Genomic DNA, 19565 nt, shown 5'->3' with positions numbered 1-19565 from the left:
TAACCAGCGGTATCTCCCACTCGTGGGAGACGTAAAGTATTGCGCTAGACCTCTAGCGCAAGCTCATAAATCGACTCTTCAGCTTGGAAATTGACAGGACAGAAACCTCGTTGAACCGATCTTTATGCGTGCGCATAAGCCCAAAACAGCAGTGTTGTCCCGTTATCTCCCACGAATGGGAGACTAACTAAACATTCTGCGCTAGACCTCTAGCGTGACCCTTAGCGAACCGAATAATGAATATAAATGTAGGAACAACATAACCGTTCAAACCACTTTGTTCAGGTAAGCTTCACACTCGGCGAGTGTGAGTCGGTAGTAATTTCGCACTCACAGAGTGCGGGATGTGGGCAACGAAAATGCCATTAAAGGCAGTAATATTGTCATTGGTGACAGTTGAAGTGCCATTGATGGCAGTGTTTCAAAAGACAAGATTTTTGGAGCTTTCTGAATGGGAGTGCTGGGAAAGATTCACTCCTTAAATTAGTTATATGAATTTATAATGGTTATGATAGTTATAATTGTTATACCATATTTTTTCTCAAAAATAAATGCTCAGTGAATATTAAATTTCGTTAAAGTTGTTATTTTTAGATTAATATACTAAATAATTAATTTTTGTCAGCCCTAATTAACGATTGAGAGCTTCTATCAAATGATCACACTCTTCTTATGCGCTGAGCCAACATGCGATCTAGCCGTCATACACCGTGTGTGTAAACTTTAACCAATACTATCGCCAAAAAGAAAATCTGTAGTTAATCTCGGTATATTCAGTGGTATCAAAAATCAACCGCTAAATGATAACAGTAATACCTCCCTAAAAAGGTATCATAAAAATACCTATTAATTATATGATACCAATGATATGGTGATGCTAGGTTTTATGATACTGGAAGTGAGATGACTGGACGGATTTTTGCCTATTGTCGAGTTTCAACGACAGAGCAAACTACAGAGAACCAAGTTTTGGCGATTCGGAATGCTGGCTATGAAGTTATCGACTCTCGAATTATTAGTGAGACGATCTCAGGAAGCACTAAAGCAATAGATCGAAAACAGTTCTCCAATTTAGTTGAGCACAAGCTAGAGGAGGGCGACACACTCGTAGTTCTTAAACTTGATCGACTTGGACGAAATAATATTGATGTTCAGCAAACGGTTAGTTTACTCGATAGTAAAGGTATTCGTGTTGTCTGCCTAGATTTACCAGTCGCTGATCTTAGCTCTTCCGAAGGAAGGCTGATGTTGCAGATGTTCTCGGCATTTGCTGAGTTCGAGAGGAATCGAATCAGGGAACGAACTCAAGAGGGATTGGTTAGAGCGAAGGCTGAAGGTAAAAGGCTAGGTAGACCCAAGGCCACTAAAACAACCAAACGAGTGCTAGAGTGCAAAGAGGCTGGAATGTCGCAGAGTAAAGCTGCCATTCATTTGAACTTAGGAATCGCGACTATTAAGCGTCACTGGAACAAAGCAACAAGTTGAGCCTAGTCTTATCTAATAGCCTATCATGCTCAGCCGTATACGGCTGAAATTATCCGAGCTTGTGCACGTGAAGTTTCCTCTACCAAATTGACAAATGGCACCTCAGCCCTAAACAACTTCGATTTATTTTGCCGAAGGCAAGCCATCACCATGACGGCTTCTGCCAACGGATACTGTAGTTACTCAGCCATGAGTTTGCTGTATTGATGAGAGTAATACGAATCATCACTACGGCAGCTTTCGCACTGCAAGCACTCAATGTCATCTGCTAGTTCAATAGCCTCTAGTAAGTCATCACCATCTAACTCAGCACTACAATCATTGTGGTGGCCGCCAGGGTCAGTGGAACCTGTACAATGTTGCGACAGCCATGGTGATAAGACGTGCCTTTGAGCGTGACTCAACGAGTCAAAGCCTTTATCAATAGCTAACTTAGCAATGCCCCCTACCTTTTGCTCTTCATTATCAAACGCGCCACGCTCCAAAAGAGCTTCCAAAACTTTTTCTGTAACTGTCATAAATTTAAATCTCCTTATTCAGGTTTATACATTTAGTGATACCTGCTCGTAAGTCACGTAAGTCGTTCAAATACGGCAAATAATCACGGCTTCGAACACCATTCATTGCTACGAAATTGTGAAAGTCTCGTTGGCAATCAAGGTATTCACTAAAGTACACCCCACATTGTTCATTGCCGCTAATAGCTTGGTTAAATCGCTTACGACTGTATGACTCAAGCATTTTCAATCCAGGATGATGCGCTTGGAATAGCTCTGAACCTTGTTCTAGGCTTTCAGAATTCAGATCCAACTGGTACGGGTTATTCACGTTGTCTAGAAAACTGTTAAAGTCCATTACTATCAAACGTTCACCTGAATTTAGTGCTTTGTCGTACATGAACTCCAAAGCTCCACGTTTAATGTTCTTCTGTGGGTCTTCGTAAACAAATAGAGTGGCTTCAGCATCACTAATCAATGCGTTCTCATAGACCAACGGGTATTTCTCGTCAGTTGTGCCCGAATCTTCTTGATACTTACATTCGATGTTTAGTGAGCTAAATAATCGAGTTTTAGTGATCTTGTTCCCCTGATAGTCCAGCGTTTCAAATGTCAAAGTGATGTTCTCAGCTCTGAACTCCATCTTAGTTTTGTGCTTAGTTGAATAGGCACTGTAGATAGATGGATATGGAATATCTTTGATGACATTCACACCAGACAATTGCTTGAGTACTGCAAAGATCTTTGACTCAAATGCTTTACCGTTTTGCACTGCTTTCTGTCTACTCATGATTTTTGCTCCATTCGTTTACTGCAAATAATCCTATAATTAGTTCAAAAGTTCGTCAAGATATTTTTGCAGTTTTTAAATTCTGCATTTTTTCTTGACCTATCAAGTGAAGTAAAACACAATGAATACAACTTAGAACTTGAGGTATTGGAATGAAGCAACGTCTAGCAGAAATTGCTGATATTCAAGCTGGCTATCCGTTTCGAGGGTCAATTAAGCACGATAAGAATGGATCTGTGCGGGTTGTACAGGCTAAGGATATCAGTGACCTTGGCGAGTTACTGCTCCGTGATTTGGTTCAAACTGAGCCGACAGGGAAGAAGCAACCAACCTGGCTCCAAGATGGTGATGTACTGTTTATAGCTAAAGGTATGCGTAATTTCGCAGCTCACGTATCTGGAGATTTAGAGCACGTGACCTGCTCCCCTAGCCTATTTCAGATACGTATCAAATCATCATTCCGAGAATCAGTGAACCCTCTGTTTATCGCTTGGCAGCTTAACCAGAAGCCTGTACAGCAGTACCTTCGCAAAAGCGCAGAGGGCAGCACACAAATCAATATACGTAAACCTGTGTTAGGTGATGTAGAGCTTGCTATTCCAGATATTGCTCAACAAAACACGATTGCCAAACTCTATGAGGCTAGCGTTAAAGAAAACGCTCTGCTTCATAAGCTTATTAATAACCGTCAGCAGCAATTAAATGCGATTGCTACAGACTTAATCCAAAATTCAAACGATTAAAGGCTAGGACAAGATGCCATATACACCAATTAACCAAAATGAAATCAATAAAGCTGTCTGGTCTGCTTGTGACACGTTCCGAGGCACGGTAGATCCATCTATCTACAAAGACTTTATCCTGACCATGCTGTTCTTGAAGTACATCTCTGATGTACATAAAGACAAGTACGAAGAGCTGAAAGCAGAGTACGGCGATGAACCAGAGCTAATCGCTGAGATGATGAGCACCCAATCTTTCCAAATCCCAACAGGTTCAACTTTCTGGGATCTCTACGATGCTCGCCACGAAGCAGGCAACGGCTCTCGTATCGACCAAGCATTGCATGCCATCGAAGAAGCCAATGGCACTAAGCTAAAGAACGTATTCCAAGACATCAGCTTTAATACTGACAAACTCGGTGATGAAAAGCAGAAAAACGATATCCTACGTCACCTATTAGAAGACTTTGGTAAAGATACTCTAAACCTTCGCCCAAGCCGCGTTGGTTCACTGGACGTGATTGGTAACGCCTACGAGTACCTCATCAAACACTTCGCTGCTGGCAGCGGCAAATCTGCGGGTGAATTCTATACCCCACCAGAGGTATCTGACCTACTCTCGATTATCCTAGAGCCACAACAAGGCGATAGTATCTGTGATCCAGCATGTGGTTCAGGCTCACTATTGATGAAATGTGGTAAGCAAGTACAGCGCAACTTTACAGGCTCTAAGCAGTATGCACTGTTTGGTCAGGAAGCGATTGGTTCAACGTGGTCACTGGCGAAGATGAACATGTTCTTGCATGGTGAAGACAACCATCGCATCGAATGGGGTGACACTATCCGTAACCCTAAGCTACAAGACAAAGAAGGCGGTCTGTTACACTTTGACATAGTAACAGCCAACCCTCCGTTCTCGCTTGATAAATGGGGCTTTGAAGATGCTGGTAACGACCATTTTGGTCGCTTCCGTCGTGGTATTCCACCGAAGACCAAAGGTGATTATGCATTTATCTCACACATGATTGAGACACTAAAACCGCAAACAGGTCGTATGGGAGTGGTTGTGCCTCATGGTGTTCTGTTCCGTGCATCGTCTGAAGGGAAAATTCGTAAACAGCTGATTGATGAAAACCTGCTAGATGCTGTAATTGGTCTACCTGAGAAGTTGTTCTTTGGAACTGGTATCCCTGCTGCAATCCTTATCTTCAAAAAGCAGAAAGACGATAATAAGGTACTGTTTATCGATGCTTCTCGTGAGTTCAAGTCTGGTAAGAACCAAAACCAGCTTACGCCAGATAACATTCAAAAGATTGTCGATACCTACAAAGCACGTGAAACCACCGACAAATACTCATACCTAGCTTCGCTAGAAGAGATTGCCGAGAACGACTATAACCTCAATATCCCTCGTTATGTGGATACTTTTGAGGAGGAGGAAGAGATTGATTTAGTGTCGGTACGTACTGAACGCTTAGCTTTACAAAGTGAACTATCTGATCTTGAAGCGGAAATGGCGGTTTACCTAGAGGAGTTGGGTTATGTCGGATAACTATTCGTTCGAAATACTTCACTGGGAAAAAAACTTTGGTAAACCAATAGAAAGTTGGACTTATCTTCCGATTGAAAACCTTATAAAAGAGCGAAAAGATTCTAGAGTAAATGATGGTTCTTTAAAGCTATGTAGTTTGACTATTGAAGATGGAGTTGTTGAAAAGTCAGAACGTTACAACCGAGAATTCCTATTAAAAAATCAGAAGGAGAATAAATATAAATGCGTACACCCAAACGATATTGTCATAAACCCAATGAATCTCCGATTTGGTGCAATCTCGAAGTCAGAGCACTCTGAACCTGTATTAGTTTCTGGTTATTACAATGTTGTTAGTGCATCAAAACTTGTTGATACCGATTACTTAAACTCTTTCTTAAAGTCAACAGCTATGAACTACATGTATGAACGTGTTGCTCTAGGTACATTGAATGAAAAGAAACGTGTTCACTTATCTGAATTAAAAAAAATTGTTGTGCCCATTCCAACTATTAGTGAACAACTAAAAATTGGGCAGATCCTATCAACATGGGACAAGGTAATTACCATTACTGAAAAGCTGATTGAAACCAGCAAGCAACAGAAAAAAGCTCTGATGCAGCAGCTTTTGACGGGTAATAAGCGCTTGGTCAATCCTAAAACGGGTAAAGTGTTTGAGGGTGAGTGGGAAGAGTTACACCTCAAAGATATATGTGAAGTAAACCCTAAAAAAGCAAAAGAGCCTGAAAACGGCTTAGTTAGTTTTGTGCCTATGGATGCTGTTTCTGAAGATGCAAAGCTATTAAGAACAGACGAAAAACCATATTCGGAAGTATCTAAAGGATTTACATCATTTAAAGACTTAGACACTTTAATTGCCAAAATTACACCTTGTTTTGAAAACGGTAAAGGTGCGTTAGTTAATCATCTAGAAAATGGAATTGGCTTTGGTAGCACTGAGTTTCATGTATTGCGTGCTAAACAAGGAAACGCCCCAGACTTTGTATACTACCTAACCACCACATCTGCTTTTAGGGTTAGGGGTGAAATGAACATGCAAGGTTCTGCGGGGCAAAAGCGTGTAACTACCGATTATCTAAAACTCTATAAAGTCGTAGTTCCAAAAGAACTTAATGAACAAAAAAAGATCGCCTCAGTCCTCACCGCTGCCGATAAGGAAATCGAAGTGCTTGAAGCAAAACTTGCTCACTTCAAGCAAGAGAAAAAGGCACTAGTGCAACAATTGTTGACGGGTAAGCGTCGCGTTAATGCTGAAAAACAAACGGAGGTAGCCGTCTAATGGAAGTTAAAAAGTTAACATTACACAAAATTGGACGTTTTGATGAACTGGAGATCCCTCTAGCTCCTCTTGGCAATCAATACGGTAACGTTACTGTGTTTGTTGGTAATAATGGCTCAGGGAAAACTTCTATACTCAAAGCATTAGCCACCTCTTTGAGTTGGCTTGTCTCTCGTATCCAAAGTGAGTCAGGTAAGGGAAGCCCTATTCCTGAACTTGTTATCAAAAACGGTAGCCCTTCGGCTGCTATTGATGTAGATATTTTTAACCACGTTGTTGGTAACATTGAAGATGGTGATCTAGAAGCTTTCGATGAAAACTACTTTGAATGGCGTATAGCAAAAGCTCGCAAAGCTAGGAAGAGTGAACACAAAAGTGATTACTGGGGAGCAACCAGTCTAGCGGACTTTTACCGTGAGCAAATTTCATCAGATGAAAAAGCTTCGCTTCCATTAATGGCTTTTTATTCCGTAGAGCGTGTCGTCATTGATATTCCACTGAAAATTAGAGAAAAACATACTTTTCTTCAGCTGGATGGTTATGACAAATCATTGAGCCAAGGGGTAGACTTTCGACGTTTTTTTGAGTGGTTCAGAGAGCGAGAAGATACTGAGAATGAGTCTGGTTTAACCGATGATATCCTGGATCAGCTAAAAGGGCTTTTTGATGATGACCAAGAAGCATGGTCAAAACTTAAGAGCCTAAACGCATCAAGCAAAGACAGGCAACTGACCGCAGTTCGCTCAGCCATCTATAAGTTTATGCCTGAGTTTTCCAACCTCAGAGTTCGACGAAAACCTCGCCTTCACATGTCAATTGATAAAAATGGTCAATCATTAAACGTTGCTCAATTGTCTCAAGGGGAGAAGTCTTTAATGGCTCTAATTGGTGATATTGCGCGACGATTAGCAGTAATGAACCCAAGTTTAGAAAACCCGCTGATGGGAGACGGCATTGTACTAATCGATGAAGTCGATATGCACCTACATCCCAAGTGGCAACGTACCTTGATAGCTCAATTGACAAATACGTTCCCTAACTGTCAATTTGTCCTTACAACTCACTCACCTTTGGTAATCAGCGATAGCAAAGATGTTCTAACTTACTTGATTGGTGAGGATGATGTGACTCCTCTGCCATCACTTTACGGCCAAGATGCTAACTCGGTTCTTCTCGACATTATGGATACTGATATTCGAAACGCTCAAGTTAATGTCAAAATAGGTGACTTGCTTGATGCTATCCATGATTCAAACATCGGTAAGGCAAAAGAACTGCTAGCAAATTTAGAAGTTGACTTGCCAGCGGATAACTTAGAACTATCCAAAGCAAAACTCTTGCTTCGTAAGAAGGAGCTGAGAATTGCGAAAGATAACTAAACGTGCAGGATACGAGCCACAACAATTGAAAGATTGGAAACGAGCCAATCCGAATAAACGATATCGACAGCTAAAAGACGGTGCTGTTCGCCAAGCTATACGAGTAGAAGCGCTTGCAGAGCAGTACTATTTATGCGGTCATTGCTGCCAAGCTTTAACTGATGAAGATGATTGTCATAATGAGCATGTTGAAGCTCAAGATCTCAATCAGAATAGAACTCTTGATTTCAGCAACATCATTGCGAGCTGCAATACATTAAAGCAATGTGGAGACTCTCATAAATCTCAACCTTTGCCACTCACACCATTAATGGCTCAATGCGAGACTGACTTGGTGTTTAAACTCAGTGGTCGTGTATCAGGTAAAACCCCTGATGCGATTGAAGCCATAAGAGTTTTAAATCTTGGGGATACCGAGAGAAACAACAAGAGCCTCATAGAAAAGAGAAAGCAGTTATCTCTCGCTTTATTGACTGAACATGCCATTGCACCAGAAGATGAAGAAGACTGGGCAGAAGAACCTGAACTGCTTGCAGACGTTATAAATGACCTCCTTACTCCAGAAAATGGAAAGCTAAAGCCCTTTGCACCTGTGGTTGCTAATGTATTGAGACAATGGATAGCATAATGAACAACTCAAGCAATGTACCTAATTTCCGTGAAGAGCAGAGCGCCAAGATCCCAGCACTAACACTGCTCACTAACCTTGGGTATCAATTTATTCCACCGAGCGAGTGTTTGGTGAAGCGAGGCAACCGAACCGTGGTTATCTTGCCTGATGTGCTGCGTGATGTGCTTAAACACAAAACCTACACCTTCATGGGCAAAGAGCACAAGTTATCAGACTCAGCCATCGATAAGATTATTCATGAGCTGGCTAACCCAGCCATGAATGAAGGCTTAAAGGTTGCGAATGAGAAGCTTTATAACGCCCTCACATATGGCATCAGTGTCACCGAATTTATCGACGGTAAAAAAGCCAACCCGACCATCGACATCATCGACTGGAGCACGCCAAGCAACAATAAATATCACTTCACTGAAGAACTAGAAGTCGACAACGCTCATGGAACAGGTAAACGCATCCCTGATGTGGTTTGTTTTGTAAATGGCTTGCCTTGGGTAGTCATAGAAGCAAAACGCCCTGATTCATCTTCCGAGGGAAAACCAACGGTTGCCGAAGGCATCTCGCAAAACATCCGCAACCAGAAGGTAGATGAGATCCCTCATCTGTTTGCTTACAGCCAACTACTGCTCTCTGTGAATGGTCATGAAGGGCTATACGCTACCTGCGGAACACCTGAAAAGTTTTGGGCTAAGTGGAAAGAAGAAGAAATCACCGAAGCTACCTTTGAACGTTTGAAAAACACAGCACTGCCTCAAGATAAACTGGATCTTATCTTCAACCACCGTCCTGCCAAAGTTCGCGATGAGTACCTGTCGCTTATTGCAGGTGGTGACCTTGTGGTAACCGACCAAGACCGTTTGTTGGTGTCTTTGTTACGACATGACCGATTATTGGAAATGACCCAACTATTCACCTTGTTTGATAAGAAAGCTGGCAAAATCGTTGCTCGTTATCAACAAGTGTTCGGCATTAAAGCATTGATTGAACGCGTCACCTCATTTGATGAGAAAGGTGCACGTAATGGTGGAGTGATCTGGCACACCACGGGTTCTGGTAAGTCGTTCACCATGGTGTTTCTATCCAAGGCACTCATTTGGCTAAAAGAGCTGGCTAAATGTCGCGTCGTCGTGGTAACTGACCGTGTCGACCTAGAAGACCAACTCGCCCGCACCTTCGCCTCTGGCGGTGCCTTGTCTGACAAAGACAAAAAGTCAGCTATGGCAACCACAGGTCGCCGCCTTGCTGAACAAATAGGAAAAGGGAACGAGCGTATTATCTTCTCCATCATTAATAAGTTTGGTACTGCGATTGAGTTGCCTGAGTGCTATAACGATAGCCCAGACATTATTGTGCTGGTTGATGAAGGCCATCGTAGCCAAAATGGTGAGAACAATATCCGTATGCAACAAGCCTTGCCTAGAGCCGCGTATATAGGCTTTACTGGCACACCACTGTTGCAAGATGATAAGACTGAAAACAAGTTCGGTAAGATCATTCACTCCTACACTATGCAGCAAGCGGTAGAAGATAAAACCGTTACTCCGCTATTGTATGAAGAGCGTATCCCAGATCTAAGCACTAATGACAAAGCCATTGATGCCTGGTTCGACCGCATTACCGATACCCTCACAGAAAAGCAACGCACAGACTTAAAGAAAAAATTTGCACAAAAAGGCCAGATCTATCAAACCGAAGGTCGCTTAGAGTTAATTGCTCACGATATTTCAGACCACTTCCAGAACTTTAAGAATCAAGGCTTAAAGGGACAACTTGCTTGTGACTCTAAAGCCTCTGCCATCCAATATAAGAAGCTTCTCGACCAAATAGGCAAAGTTACCTCGGTCGTTGCCATGTCGCCTCCAGATACACGTGAGGGGCATGACACAGTTGACGGTGAAAGCAAAGATATCGTACAAAATTGGTGGAAAGAGAATGTAGGTAGCCAAGACGAGAAAGCTTACACCCAACACATTATCGATGAGTTTGGCAAGGAAGATGGCCCTGACATCATGATTGTTGTGGATAAGTTACTCACTGGTTTTGATGAGCCGAAAAACACCGTGCTCTATATCGATAAGCCATTGAAGCAACATAACTTGATCCAAGCTATAGCTCGTGTAAACCGCCTGCACCAGAAAAAGCAGTTTGGTTACCTCATTGATTATCGCGGTATCTTGAAAGAGCTAGACGCATCTATTGCCAGCTATCAAGAGCTAGAGGAACGTATCAAGGGTGGCTTTGATATCGATGACCTAAAAGGTCTCTACCATCGCATGGACACCGAGTATAAGAAGCTGCCTGGATTTTACAATGATCTGTGGGCAATTTTTGAAGAAGTACCCAATAAACAAGATGGCCCAGCGCTGCGTCAAGTGCTTGCACCGAAGATTGATACGATTGATGGTCAACTAATCGATACCAATCAAAAGAAACGTGAAGACTTCTATGCCGCGCTTACCGCATTTTCAAACTGCTTGAAGGTTGCTCTACAATCAGCCACATACTTTGAGGATAAGAGCTTTGATGATAAGCGTGAACTATACAAAAAAACGCTGAAATCAATGTCTGAGCTACGAAGGCAAGTACGTGAAGATGCGGAAGAGACAGTGGATTACGACGAGTACGCCGAAAATATTCGTACCATGCTAGATAAACACATCGGTGGCGTAGAGATTCAAGAGCCTAAGGGGGCTTATCTTGTTGGTAATATGGGTAAAGACGTTAAACCTGAAGATTTAACGGACGATGAAGCTCGTAACAAAAAAGATGCTATCACTGGTCGTGTCACTAAGATGATTGATCAGGATCTTGCTGACGACCCATATGCTCAGGAATACTTTTCTAAGTTGCTAAAACAAGCCATTGAACAAGCTAAAGAGATGTTTGATGCTCCAGTGAAGCAATACTTGTTGTTTGCTGATTTTGAAGAGCAAGTTAAAGAGCGAAATGTTGAAGGCATGCCAACTGATCGTTTTGCGGAGCTAGACCCTAAGATTAAGCGACATGTACAGGCTTACTTTGGGCTGTTCTTAAAGCACTTATCAGATGTAGCCAGCCTCAGTGAAGAAGAGCGCTTCAACTATGCAATGCAAATTGATGAGGTAGTTACAGCGTCGGTTGCAGAGTTCTCCATTAACCCACAAGAAATCGAGAACCAAATCCGCCGTAAACTATTGCCTGTTTTGTTTAAAGCAATCGGCATGGATACAGCCAAGGTCATCATCGCTGACGTTATCCAGATTACTCGCCTTGGCGTTGCAGGTCATCATTAATGGCATCGGTAAATTCAAAAGAAGATAACAGAGAGGAATACAGCTTCATCTATGGTGATGAAGCTGTTAGCTATGAGGTTGTTCGTAAGTCTCATCTAGAAAGCAAGAAACGCAAAATAACTATCAAAGTTCATCCAAACTGCGAGGTTATTATCACGGCTCCAGAAGATGCTCAGCGTAGTGACATTCATGAAGCAGTAATGAAACGAGCCAAGTGGATCTACGACGCACTTAAAGAGTTTCGCAGCCATTTGGAGTATGTGCAGCCGAAACATTATGTTAGTGGAGAGATGCAGTTTTACCTTGGTAGACGTTATGTGCTTAAAGTCGTTGAAGATGGAGATGCTTTACCTTCGGTAAAAATGAGCCGAGGTAAGCTCCTGGTTACCCTGACACGGTTCAATGATGATAAAAAAGCTATGGTAAAGGCTTTGGTTCGGAACTGGTATCTGGTACGTGCTGAGCGCATTTTTCACGAGCGCCTATCCGAGCTACTACCACAAGCAGCATGGGTAAAGGGAATACCCAGCTTTCGTGTTCTTTCCATGGCGAAGCAATGGGGAAGCTGCTCTGCCAAAGGAAATCTGATGCTCAACCCTCACCTAATCAAAGCTCCTAAAGAGTGTATTGATTACGTGATATTGCATGAACTTTGTCATATTGCAGAACACAATCACAGTGAACGGTTTTGGCGCTTACTAACAAGCGTGATGCCTCATTGGAAAGAAGTGAAAAGCCGATTGGATGGGATGGCTGAGCTTTATTTAAATGAGTAGATAGAGCGTTGAGTCTTCATAGGCTATGGGGTTCGCCTGTATTTTGTCTGAGGCAAAGGCGACGGAGCCTCAGACAATTTTGCTCTATATGTTTGTAATTCTTATTCGACTGAAGAATCGTTAAGGAGTAGGAGGGAGTTCTAGCTTCTGACGGATATAGGTACGATATTGGTTCGCTCTCGGATCTAGTGACACTCTGGCTCGCCTCGTCGTTGGACTAAAATTGCCGAGTTTGAAGCCTAATGACCATAATATTTTTCTTATGAACTGAGTTGCTTTCTTCTGCGAGTCAACTTTTTTTCTTTTGAGTTTATCGTTGTTAAAGACAAGCGCTAAGGCCTCTCGTTTTGATAGTACTTTCTCGGAAATTGAGACCATATCATCCTGATTTAAAAACACCTTAGATTTTGCTTCATCGAACAGGTCATCTAAAAGCAGAACTGAATGAAGAAACTGAGCAATATCGACATCTAATTGATTGATTTCATCATCTAGCTTGAGTTCCTCATCATCTCGTACCAAAGGTAGTAGCGAGAAGATACTTCTATCAAACTGGAAGTGAAAGTGAACATCTTCTTCAGTCAATGTTTCAAGACGATAGTATTGCCTTATGGTCGAGCGAATGATAGCGGGTTCGAGTTCGCTAATGATGGCGTTGCTTCTAAGAGCTGTCGAGAGCGCACTCAGTTGTATGTCCTCTGCTTCAAGAATTGCTTTAACTAAGCTTTTGAAATATGCACGAGAATCCTGGCGGATCTGGCGCATGACACTAAGCAAATCTGAAGCTTTATGACTTTCTATCGTCGTTTTGAATCCAAGATGCTCTAGTGTGAAGAAGAGGCTTGCATCCAGCGCTGAGTTTAGTTGCCCAACACGAGATTTAAATTTCCTCATCCAGTTAAACCATTCTTGTTTGTGTCCTTTAAGCGCCAGAGGAGTATCTTGTGTTACAACTTCTTTAGTGCTGTTGACTGCAAATACGATCTCACGAGCGCTACGAAATCGTCTAGCAAAGTTGATCAGTTCGCGTGGACATAGTGTTTTGTCGGCTATGACCGTCACTCTATTAGTGAAGTGAGAAGTTATTGAAAAACCAGAAGCTAAACAGGGCGAGACGAGAATAGCACGGTATTTATGAATATGAATGTTTGGGTTTGAAAGAAGCTCCTTCTGCTCCTCTAGTCCCTTATTGTCGCCGTGAAGGATTAAGACATCTTGCTTTAGAGCTGACGCCTCACAATATAGGTTCTTGTCATTTACAAAACCTAACGCTTTTGCTGTACGTTTGAGGGTGTTGACTGAATCAAACAGAAAAGCCTTATCTGACCAAAGTCTTTGACTTATCTCACTCGTCAGGTAGGTGGCTTTGTCTTTCACGATAGCATGAATGTTCGTGTAAGGGTTTTCGGTGCAATGTAGCACTTTTAGCTTCCCTCTTAGCCCTTGAATAAAGTCCAGACTAATATTAGATAGGTCGGCGTCTCCGACGATGACATTGGGCGCTTTTTCTATTGCGTAACATAAGGAATCAAATACCTTGTTACGCTTCATCTGCTGGTTGTCATCAGAGTAAACAACTGATTTTAACACTTTTTCAAATTCGTCGATGATCAGCGTGTGGCAGTTAGCTAGTTTATCCAAAAACATATCTTTATAGATGCTGTTTATAACAACACCAAAAGCTTCACAGCTTTCAATTTCATAGAGATTACTTGAAGAGTAAGACGTAGCTTGGTTGTCACGGCAAAACTGTTCAACCAAGGCTATCAAGTGAGACACGTACACAACTCGCTCTTTTTCGCTTGCATGTTGTGCAAGCGGGCCAAACAAACGTTTTGTCTTTCCTGTGCCAGTAGCGGCTTTTATTGCTAGTGTTGAGCACTTATTTAGTTCATGTTTAAGATCAATTGAGTTTAACGTTTTGAAGCGCTGGCAACTGAAAGACTCGGATATGAGTGAGTGATCATAAACTGTCTTTTTACGCTCCGATATTTCTCGTTTCAACTGTATGAGTAACTCGTCGAAAATGGGGTGATCGCTCGCAATCAGCTTACCTATGATTTCTTTTGGGTCTAATGACATTAGGGGAAACTGATGGCTTAAGTTTTTAGCTATCATTTGAAGGTATTCTTGGCGTGGAGCCAGATTGTACAGTGCTAATAAATACTCGGTACTTCTTCGTTTTGGGCATAAAGTTACTTTTGATTTGATGTCTAAAACGGGCAGCCGAGTAGTGAAAAAGTTCTTCTGCAAAACATAGATAGCGGTGTTCAAGTGTTTTTGCGAGTCAATAACCACATGGGTAACAGTGCCAACGGAGTCGTGGTAATAGTTTACGACTTTGTCCAGTTCACTATGATTTGATAAGGCGATCAACCTAGAGTCAACCGATGAGAGTTTTATATCTCTGTTCGATAGCAGCGTAATCTTGTTGGTGTTTGCAGTATTTAAGAGTAGGTGCTCAGATGCCAAGCTTGTTGCGATAGTTGTCATGTCTCAAACTTCTTATGTTCATTGATGGGTAAGAAGTGGGATCTTTTGTTATTTATATATACATAAGAGAAATCCCACTTTTTAGCAGCATGCGATGCATGCTAAGAAAGCGAGTTATGCAGCTAGCGCTGTATAATAAGTCTCTTCAAATAACGATTGACGTCTTTCGACTAGTTCAGAAACAAGATCTCTCAGGTCTTTACCAAGAGCCATTGCAGCGATTATGGAGTCGATTTCGTGAGAGAGAAAGCCAACGGAGTTCGCACCCAGGGGGATCGAAGGTGGGAAAGTACCATCATTGATCTTGCGGTGAAGAGTTGCTTTGGAGAATGGAACACGTGCTAGAACGTCATGCTTACGTTCGATCTTGAAGTTATTGCTCATAGAAAACCTGTGTTTTTATGCTTATTAATCAAGCGGTTGTTGAAATTTAGGTTTTTAAAACTATGAGTACTAGTGCTCAGCGAAATGCTATTAAATGAGCGATAAAAAAGTAGGTAATAAGTTGCTATCGATAAAGTAGCAAACTTCAAGTTTAATTTAGTTTCACTTTCTCCTTTCAAGTCAGTCGGTTGATACAGAGTGAGTCTCTGAACGACGCAGAGAGACTAGATCGAATATCTTAAGTCTGTAAAGAAAAGCCATGAAAATTACATGGCTATTGTGATTTGTGTCACGTGGTGGTGTTTAGTTATCCAATATAGGCTTTGCGATAGTATTAGCACTTTTGGCTGCGTCATGGATGAAATTGCTCCACCATTGCATGATTTCTCTTCTCTCATCCAGATATTGGGCGTTGTTGTAGATATCTCGGATCGTATTTTTATCAACATGTGCCAAAGACAGTTCGATAGCATCTCGATTAAAGCCCTGTTCGTTTAAAGCTGTACTACCAATCGAGCGCATACCATGACTGACTAGTTTCCCCGTCAATCCCGCTCGCTTCAGAGCTGTGTTAACGCTCTGGGTGTTAATATGCCCGCTTTTACTAGTATCGCTGGCAAATACATATCTTTTTCCCTTGGAAATCGGCTCCATGAACCGAAGAAGTTGTATGGTAGCATCTGAAAGTGGGATTTTATGAACTCTGCGGCTTTTCATCTTTTGCTCAGGGATGATCCAGAGTCTATTGTCGAAGTCTATTTCATGCCATTGAGCTTGAGCGCTCTCTGATGGTCTAGTCAAAGTATGAAGCTGAAACTCAAAAGCACATCGCGTCATTAGCTTGATGTTCGCATTTGACATTGAATTCATTAGTACTGGAAGCTCATCAGGGGCGAGCGTTTTCATATGCTCAACTTTAGGCTTCTTGAATGCGTCTTTAATTCCTTGCAACGGGTTTGAATGTATAACACCACAGTTCACTGCGAAAACCATGATATCATTCAAGCGCTGACAGACTCGTTTAACTGTTTCTAATGAGCCTTTCTGTTCTAGTGGCCGTAGTTGCTTAATAACAGTAGGAGCAAGAAGATCGCGAATCGGTAGCTGCCCTAGATTTGGAAAAATGTGGAGCTCTAGTGAGCGCCAGATATCTTTTGCATAACCGAGAGTAATGGAGTGTTTTTTAACTTCGAACCATTCTTTAGCGACATGTTTTAACGTTGTTTCAACTGCTAATTGTTCGGCAGTCGCTTCATTGTTTCGATGAGTCTGTGGGTCGATTTTTTCAGCGACAAGCTGGCGGAATTCTCTGGTTTTCACCCGTGCTGACGCTAGCGTAATATCGGGATAGATACCAAGACCGATATTTTTTCGTTTCTTGGTAACAGGGTGCATGTAGTTAAATATCCAAGACTTTGTACCGTTTGGTTTGATACGCAAAAGTAAACCATTACCATCGCCAAGACTGTATTCTTTATCTTTAGGTTTTGCTTTACTCACTTGTGTGGGTGATAAAGGTTTGACTATTCTCGCCATTTTTATTTCTTCCTTGCTTAATGTAACACTGAAAGTGATGTTCTAAGAGTCGTGTTACATTGAATGTTACTTCATGGAAGAGATTAGATGAAATTCAGTGAGACGCCTTGATACTGATCAATTAAGACTTTTCAAGGGTTTAAAACCAAAAACGGGACGTCCTGAGACGTCCCGATACACGTGTTTGGTGGAGCTGGCGTGTGTCTCACAGGTGGGCGTTTCTGTTTGTTTTTGTAAATAAGTTTTTGATTTTAAATGTTTTAATTTTGAGCTTGGTGGAGAGTGTAACACCCGTGTGGCTCACTTTTCAAGTTTTGTGTGGCTCACCTATGAACACGCATTTCGCTTGTTTATTTTCAGGTGTTTCGATTGAATGAAGACCGTTTTCGGACGCCAGTTCAACTCCCAAAAACAAAAACAGTCAAGTTTGACTCATGGTTCTATCTTAAAGTCAACAAAAAGATCAAAAAAGTTCTTGACTAAGGATATGTTTATTGCTAGTATAGCGTCCACAGTTTGAGAAGAGACATTCTTCCAAACACACTATGTTTAAGTGGTAGTGAATTGTTCTCCACTTTTACACCAAAATAAGCAAAGACGACTTCTTTTCATTGCCATTGTGTGCAATGAATAAAGTTCAAAAAATTGTAAAGACATTGGGTTTGCCTCAGTGTTTTGCTTTGAGATTAAATCTGTCTTACCGATACAGATCTGTCTTGATATTTTTGAACACGGTTTTCTCTGCTTTAACACTGGTTGTAAAAGAGGAGAAAACCAATGAAAAAACCATTAACCCACATTGCTCAATGCTTGCTTTGCCAAGCTCATTCAAAACACAATACTACTCGTATTGTCACTCACTTTATCGATCACGTTCATATCGCTATTACCTTTACTGGTAAGGCTCGATCACGTCTGACGATTAGCATTTCATTTATCTTCCCTTTTTATTTTTGGTCTCCGCCATAATACAAAGTTAATTTTTTAATATTTTTATTTAATACACATTTTAAAAAATAACGCCTGTATGGGGTGGGGATTGTTACAACCAAAAATTGACTAATTGGAGAAGAAAATATGTCATATAACCTTTATAAAACTAAGTTTGAAACAGCAAGAAACAATTACTTTATAACTAGGGAGTTAAAAAAACTATATGGTAAAAATAATTATTCATTCAGGGATTTTATTAACATACATAAAAAGTATTGTATTTTACATGAACAAGGTGAAATTGATTTAGGTCATGATAAACCTCATGAGTATGTTTATTTTATGCTTGAAGAAGCTTATTGGGAGTCAAAAGGAAGACAAGTTGTTTTTATCGAAAATAAGGAATTATTTCAAAGTTTGAAAGGTTCAAAGTTTGATAACTTTAATAATGTCGATTTTGATTTTCCATACAAAACATTCTCTATATGCTTTCCTAGTGGCTGCTACTTATCTGGAATGGAGGTTAAAAATTGTTTGGTGAGTATTATGACCGTAAGAGAGTTATTAAAGATCTGGGAGGTAGATAGTAATGATTATAGTGAAGAGTGTTTAAATAGGACACATATTAATGTTTATACAACTATGAAGTGCGGAGATATAAGAAGTATTAAGCTCGACACCGAAGATCTTACCCAGTTGAACAATAAAAGTGAACCAGGTTATGAGCTTTTTAAGTTTGTTTTAAAGCTATTTGCTTATCACTCTGCAACGGAAGGGAAAAAATTAGTGAAGGGTTTTCCCAAGTCTTGCATTATCGCACCAAAAGATAAAAAACTGAGTCAATACAAACCATTGAGAGTGAAACCGACTAATAAGAAACACGAAAAAATAAGAGGGGGTAAAAAGATAAAGTATAGAGTTCCTTATTTTAGGAACTTAAAGGCAGACAGATATTACAAAGGTGACTATCAAAACTGCAAGAAGGGCAGTCGCTGGGTGTTTGTCAGAGAAGTAAATAAAAGCAATTCTATCAATTCAATGTTGAATTAATAATATTAAACAAGAGGAAGTAATTATGAGTAATATACAGATATTTAATGCGGATTGTCGTGATATTTTGAAAAACTTACCCGATAACAGTGTGGATTTGATTGTGATTGATCCACCTTATTTGCTGGAGAACACAAAAACAGGTGGAGGGAGTAAACTCAATAACTCTCTTCAAAATATATTTGATAAGCTTGAAGAGAACAATCTAACTAATGGTTTTGATATGAGAATATTAAACGAGTTGGTAAGGGTTAATAAAAAAATCAATATGTATCTATTTTGTAATAAAGCCCAGTTACCAATGCTTATGAGTTATTTTGTAAATGGTAAAAAGTGTAGCTTTGATTTGATTAAATATCATAAAACTAACGCTGCGCCTACATTTAGTAATAAATATAACTCTGATACGGAATACGTTCTTTATGTTAGAAAGGGGGGCTACTGTAAACCAGCTTGTTATGAAGACGCTTCGACATTATATCAGGACGCAATGAATACAGGCGAAAAACACCGTTGGGGACACCCTACTGTGAAGCCCTTGCCATTGGTTGAGCGATTGATCAGAAACAGCAGTAAAGAAGGTGATACTGTGCTCGATTGTTTTCTGGGTAGTGGCACCACAGCAGTCGCTTGTAAGAAGTTAAACCGTGATTTTATCGGTGTTGAAAGCAATAAAAAATACTTTGATATAGCCATTAATCGAATCAATACAAAGGAGAACAAAAATGGGACGAATTGAGTATAAGTCAAATGTTAAGTCTAATTGCTGGCATTGCCATTCTAACGATT

The 19565-nt window shown here is 40.9% G+C and carries 16 protein-coding genes; 11 read left to right on the top strand and 5 right to left on the bottom strand.

Going from position 1 to position 19565, the window contains the following annotated elements; translation table 11 throughout:
• Positions 1-903 precede the first annotated feature (903 nt).
• Positions 904-1485, top strand: a complete 582-nt coding sequence (locus AB4484_RS07420) for a recombinase family protein (protein ID WP_372077325.1) — start codon at positions 904-906, stop codon at positions 1483-1485.
• A gap of 179 nt (positions 1486-1664) precedes the next feature.
• Here AB4484_RS07420 and AB4484_RS07415 read toward each other — a convergent pair whose 3' ends face one another.
• Positions 1665-2003 carry a hypothetical protein gene (locus AB4484_RS07415; RefSeq protein ID WP_346338220.1) on the bottom strand — a complete coding sequence of 113 codons (339 nt, stop codon included), beginning with the start codon at positions 2001-2003 and terminating at the stop codon, positions 1665-1667.
• Positions 2004-2007: 4 nt separating this feature from the next.
• Positions 2008-2772 (bottom strand): PD-(D/E)XK nuclease superfamily protein, encoded by a 765-nt coding sequence (locus AB4484_RS07410; protein WP_372077323.1) that lies wholly within the window; start codon positions 2770-2772, stop codon positions 2008-2010.
• A gap of 152 nt (positions 2773-2924) precedes the next feature.
• Between AB4484_RS07410 and AB4484_RS07405 the strand changes: the two genes are divergently transcribed.
• The 7 genes from AB4484_RS07405 to AB4484_RS07375 are packed head-to-tail and all read left to right on the top strand — an operon-like array spanning position 2925 to position 12380.
• The gene (locus AB4484_RS07405) at positions 2925-3515 is read left to right on the top strand and encodes a restriction endonuclease subunit S (RefSeq protein ID WP_372077321.1); all 591 of its coding nucleotides are present in this window, start codon (positions 2925-2927) and stop codon (positions 3513-3515) included.
• A 13-nt stretch (positions 3516-3528) separates the two neighbouring features.
• On the top strand, positions 3529-5046 hold the full coding sequence (locus AB4484_RS07400; protein WP_372077319.1) for a type I restriction-modification system subunit M: 1518 nt from the start codon (positions 3529-3531) through the stop codon (positions 5044-5046).
• Positions 5036-6325 carry a restriction endonuclease subunit S gene (locus AB4484_RS07395; protein WP_372077318.1) on the top strand — a complete coding sequence of 430 codons (1290 nt, stop codon included), beginning with the start codon at positions 5036-5038 and terminating at the stop codon, positions 6323-6325. The genes AB4484_RS07400 and AB4484_RS07395 overlap by 11 nt, the downstream gene beginning before the upstream one ends.
• Positions 6325-7704: an AAA family ATPase gene (locus tag AB4484_RS07390; protein WP_372077316.1), complete on the top strand. Its 1380-nt coding sequence runs from the start codon at positions 6325-6327 to the stop codon at positions 7702-7704. The genes AB4484_RS07395 and AB4484_RS07390 overlap by 1 nt, the downstream gene beginning before the upstream one ends.
• 25 nt (positions 7705-7729) lie before the next feature.
• A complete protein-coding gene (locus AB4484_RS07385; RefSeq protein WP_372077314.1) occupies positions 7730-8332 on the top strand; it encodes a TIGR02646 family protein in 603 nt (200 codons plus the stop codon).
• Positions 8332-11604 carry a type I restriction endonuclease subunit R gene (locus tag AB4484_RS07380; protein ID WP_372077312.1) on the top strand — a complete coding sequence of 1091 codons (3273 nt, stop codon included), beginning with the start codon at positions 8332-8334 and terminating at the stop codon, positions 11602-11604. The genes AB4484_RS07385 and AB4484_RS07380 overlap by 1 nt, the downstream gene beginning before the upstream one ends.
• The gene (locus tag AB4484_RS07375) at positions 11604-12380 is read left to right on the top strand and encodes a M48 family metallopeptidase (RefSeq protein ID WP_372077310.1); all 777 of its coding nucleotides are present in this window, start codon (positions 11604-11606) and stop codon (positions 12378-12380) included. Before AB4484_RS07380 ends, AB4484_RS07375 begins: the two co-directional genes overlap by 1 nt.
• Positions 12381-12500: 120 nt before the next feature.
• On the opposite strand, the gene AB4484_RS07370 is transcribed toward AB4484_RS07375, so the two are convergent.
• From AB4484_RS07370 to AB4484_RS07360, 3 genes are all read right to left on the bottom strand, one after another.
• Positions 12501-14873 (bottom strand): hypothetical protein, encoded by a 2373-nt coding sequence (locus AB4484_RS07370; protein ID WP_372077308.1) that lies wholly within the window; start codon positions 14871-14873, stop codon positions 12501-12503.
• 114 nt (positions 14874-14987) lie between these two features.
• Positions 14988-15257 (bottom strand): helix-turn-helix transcriptional regulator, encoded by a 270-nt coding sequence (locus tag AB4484_RS07365; protein WP_372077307.1) that lies wholly within the window; start codon positions 15255-15257, stop codon positions 14988-14990.
• A gap of 303 nt (positions 15258-15560) precedes the next feature.
• On the bottom strand, positions 15561-16793 hold the full coding sequence (locus AB4484_RS07360; protein WP_372077305.1) for an integrase domain-containing protein: 1233 nt from the start codon (positions 16791-16793) through the stop codon (positions 15561-15563).
• Positions 16794-17570: 777 nt separating this feature from the next.
• On the opposite strand from AB4484_RS07360, the gene AB4484_RS07355 reads away from it, so the two are divergent.
• The 3 genes from AB4484_RS07355 (at position 17571) to AB4484_RS07345 (ending at position 19515) form a co-directional block, all read left to right on the top strand.
• Positions 17571-17762, top strand: coding sequence for a hypothetical protein (locus AB4484_RS07355; RefSeq protein WP_133150065.1), 192 nt, complete (start codon positions 17571-17573; stop codon positions 17760-17762).
• Positions 17763-17870: 108 nt separating this feature from the next.
• Positions 17871-18776 (top strand): hypothetical protein, encoded by a 906-nt coding sequence (locus tag AB4484_RS07350; RefSeq protein ID WP_372077303.1) that lies wholly within the window; start codon positions 17871-17873, stop codon positions 18774-18776.
• A gap of 25 nt (positions 18777-18801) precedes the next feature.
• The gene (locus tag AB4484_RS07345; protein WP_372077301.1) at positions 18802-19515 is read left to right on the top strand and encodes a site-specific DNA-methyltransferase; all 714 of its coding nucleotides are present in this window, start codon (positions 18802-18804) and stop codon (positions 19513-19515) included.
• The last annotated feature ends 50 nt before the right edge of the window (positions 19516-19565 follow it).

It is taken from the genome of Vibrio sp. 10N.261.46.A3 (genome assembly GCF_041472995.1).
Classification (GTDB): domain Bacteria; phylum Pseudomonadota; class Gammaproteobacteria; order Enterobacterales; family Vibrionaceae; genus Vibrio; species Vibrio coralliirubri.
Note: the sequence above shows the minus strand (reverse complement) of the source record. Positions and strands in the feature narration are given on the sequence as shown.

Excerpts from the sequence above, each read along its gene's own strand:
- AB4484_RS07420 (WP_372077325.1), top strand. The coding sequence starts at position 904 with ATGACTGGACGGATTTTTGCCTATTGTCGAGTTTCAACGACAGAGCAA.
- AB4484_RS07415 (WP_346338220.1), bottom strand. The coding sequence starts at position 2,003 with ATGACAGTTACAGAAAAAGTTTTGGAAGCTCTTTTGGAGCGTGGCGCG.
- AB4484_RS07410 (WP_372077323.1), bottom strand. The coding sequence starts at position 2,772 with ATGAGTAGACAGAAAGCAGTGCAAAACGGTAAAGCATTTGAGTCAAAG.
- AB4484_RS07405 (WP_372077321.1), top strand. The coding sequence starts at position 2,925 with ATGAAGCAACGTCTAGCAGAAATTGCTGATATTCAAGCTGGCTATCCG.
- AB4484_RS07400 (WP_372077319.1), top strand. The coding sequence starts at position 3,529 with ATGCCATATACACCAATTAACCAAAATGAAATCAATAAAGCTGTCTGG.
- AB4484_RS07395 (WP_372077318.1), top strand. The coding sequence starts at position 5,036 with ATGTCGGATAACTATTCGTTCGAAATACTTCACTGGGAAAAAAACTTT.
- AB4484_RS07390 (WP_372077316.1), top strand. The coding sequence starts at position 6,325 with ATGGAAGTTAAAAAGTTAACATTACACAAAATTGGACGTTTTGATGAA.
- AB4484_RS07380 (WP_372077312.1), top strand. The coding sequence starts at position 8,332 with ATGAACAACTCAAGCAATGTACCTAATTTCCGTGAAGAGCAGAGCGCC.
- AB4484_RS07375 (WP_372077310.1), top strand. The coding sequence starts at position 11,604 with ATGGCATCGGTAAATTCAAAAGAAGATAACAGAGAGGAATACAGCTTC.
- AB4484_RS07370 (WP_372077308.1), bottom strand. The coding sequence starts at position 14,873 with ATGACAACTATCGCAACAAGCTTGGCATCTGAGCACCTACTCTTAAAT.
- AB4484_RS07365 (WP_372077307.1), bottom strand. The coding sequence starts at position 15,257 with ATGAGCAATAACTTCAAGATCGAACGTAAGCATGACGTTCTAGCACGT.
- AB4484_RS07360 (WP_372077305.1), bottom strand. The coding sequence starts at position 16,793 with ATGGCGAGAATAGTCAAACCTTTATCACCCACACAAGTGAGTAAAGCA.
- AB4484_RS07355 (WP_133150065.1), top strand. The coding sequence starts at position 17,571 with ATGAAAAAACCATTAACCCACATTGCTCAATGCTTGCTTTGCCAAGCT.
- AB4484_RS07350 (WP_372077303.1), top strand. The coding sequence starts at position 17,871 with ATGTCATATAACCTTTATAAAACTAAGTTTGAAACAGCAAGAAACAAT.
- AB4484_RS07345 (WP_372077301.1), top strand. The coding sequence starts at position 18,802 with ATGAGTAATATACAGATATTTAATGCGGATTGTCGTGATATTTTGAAA.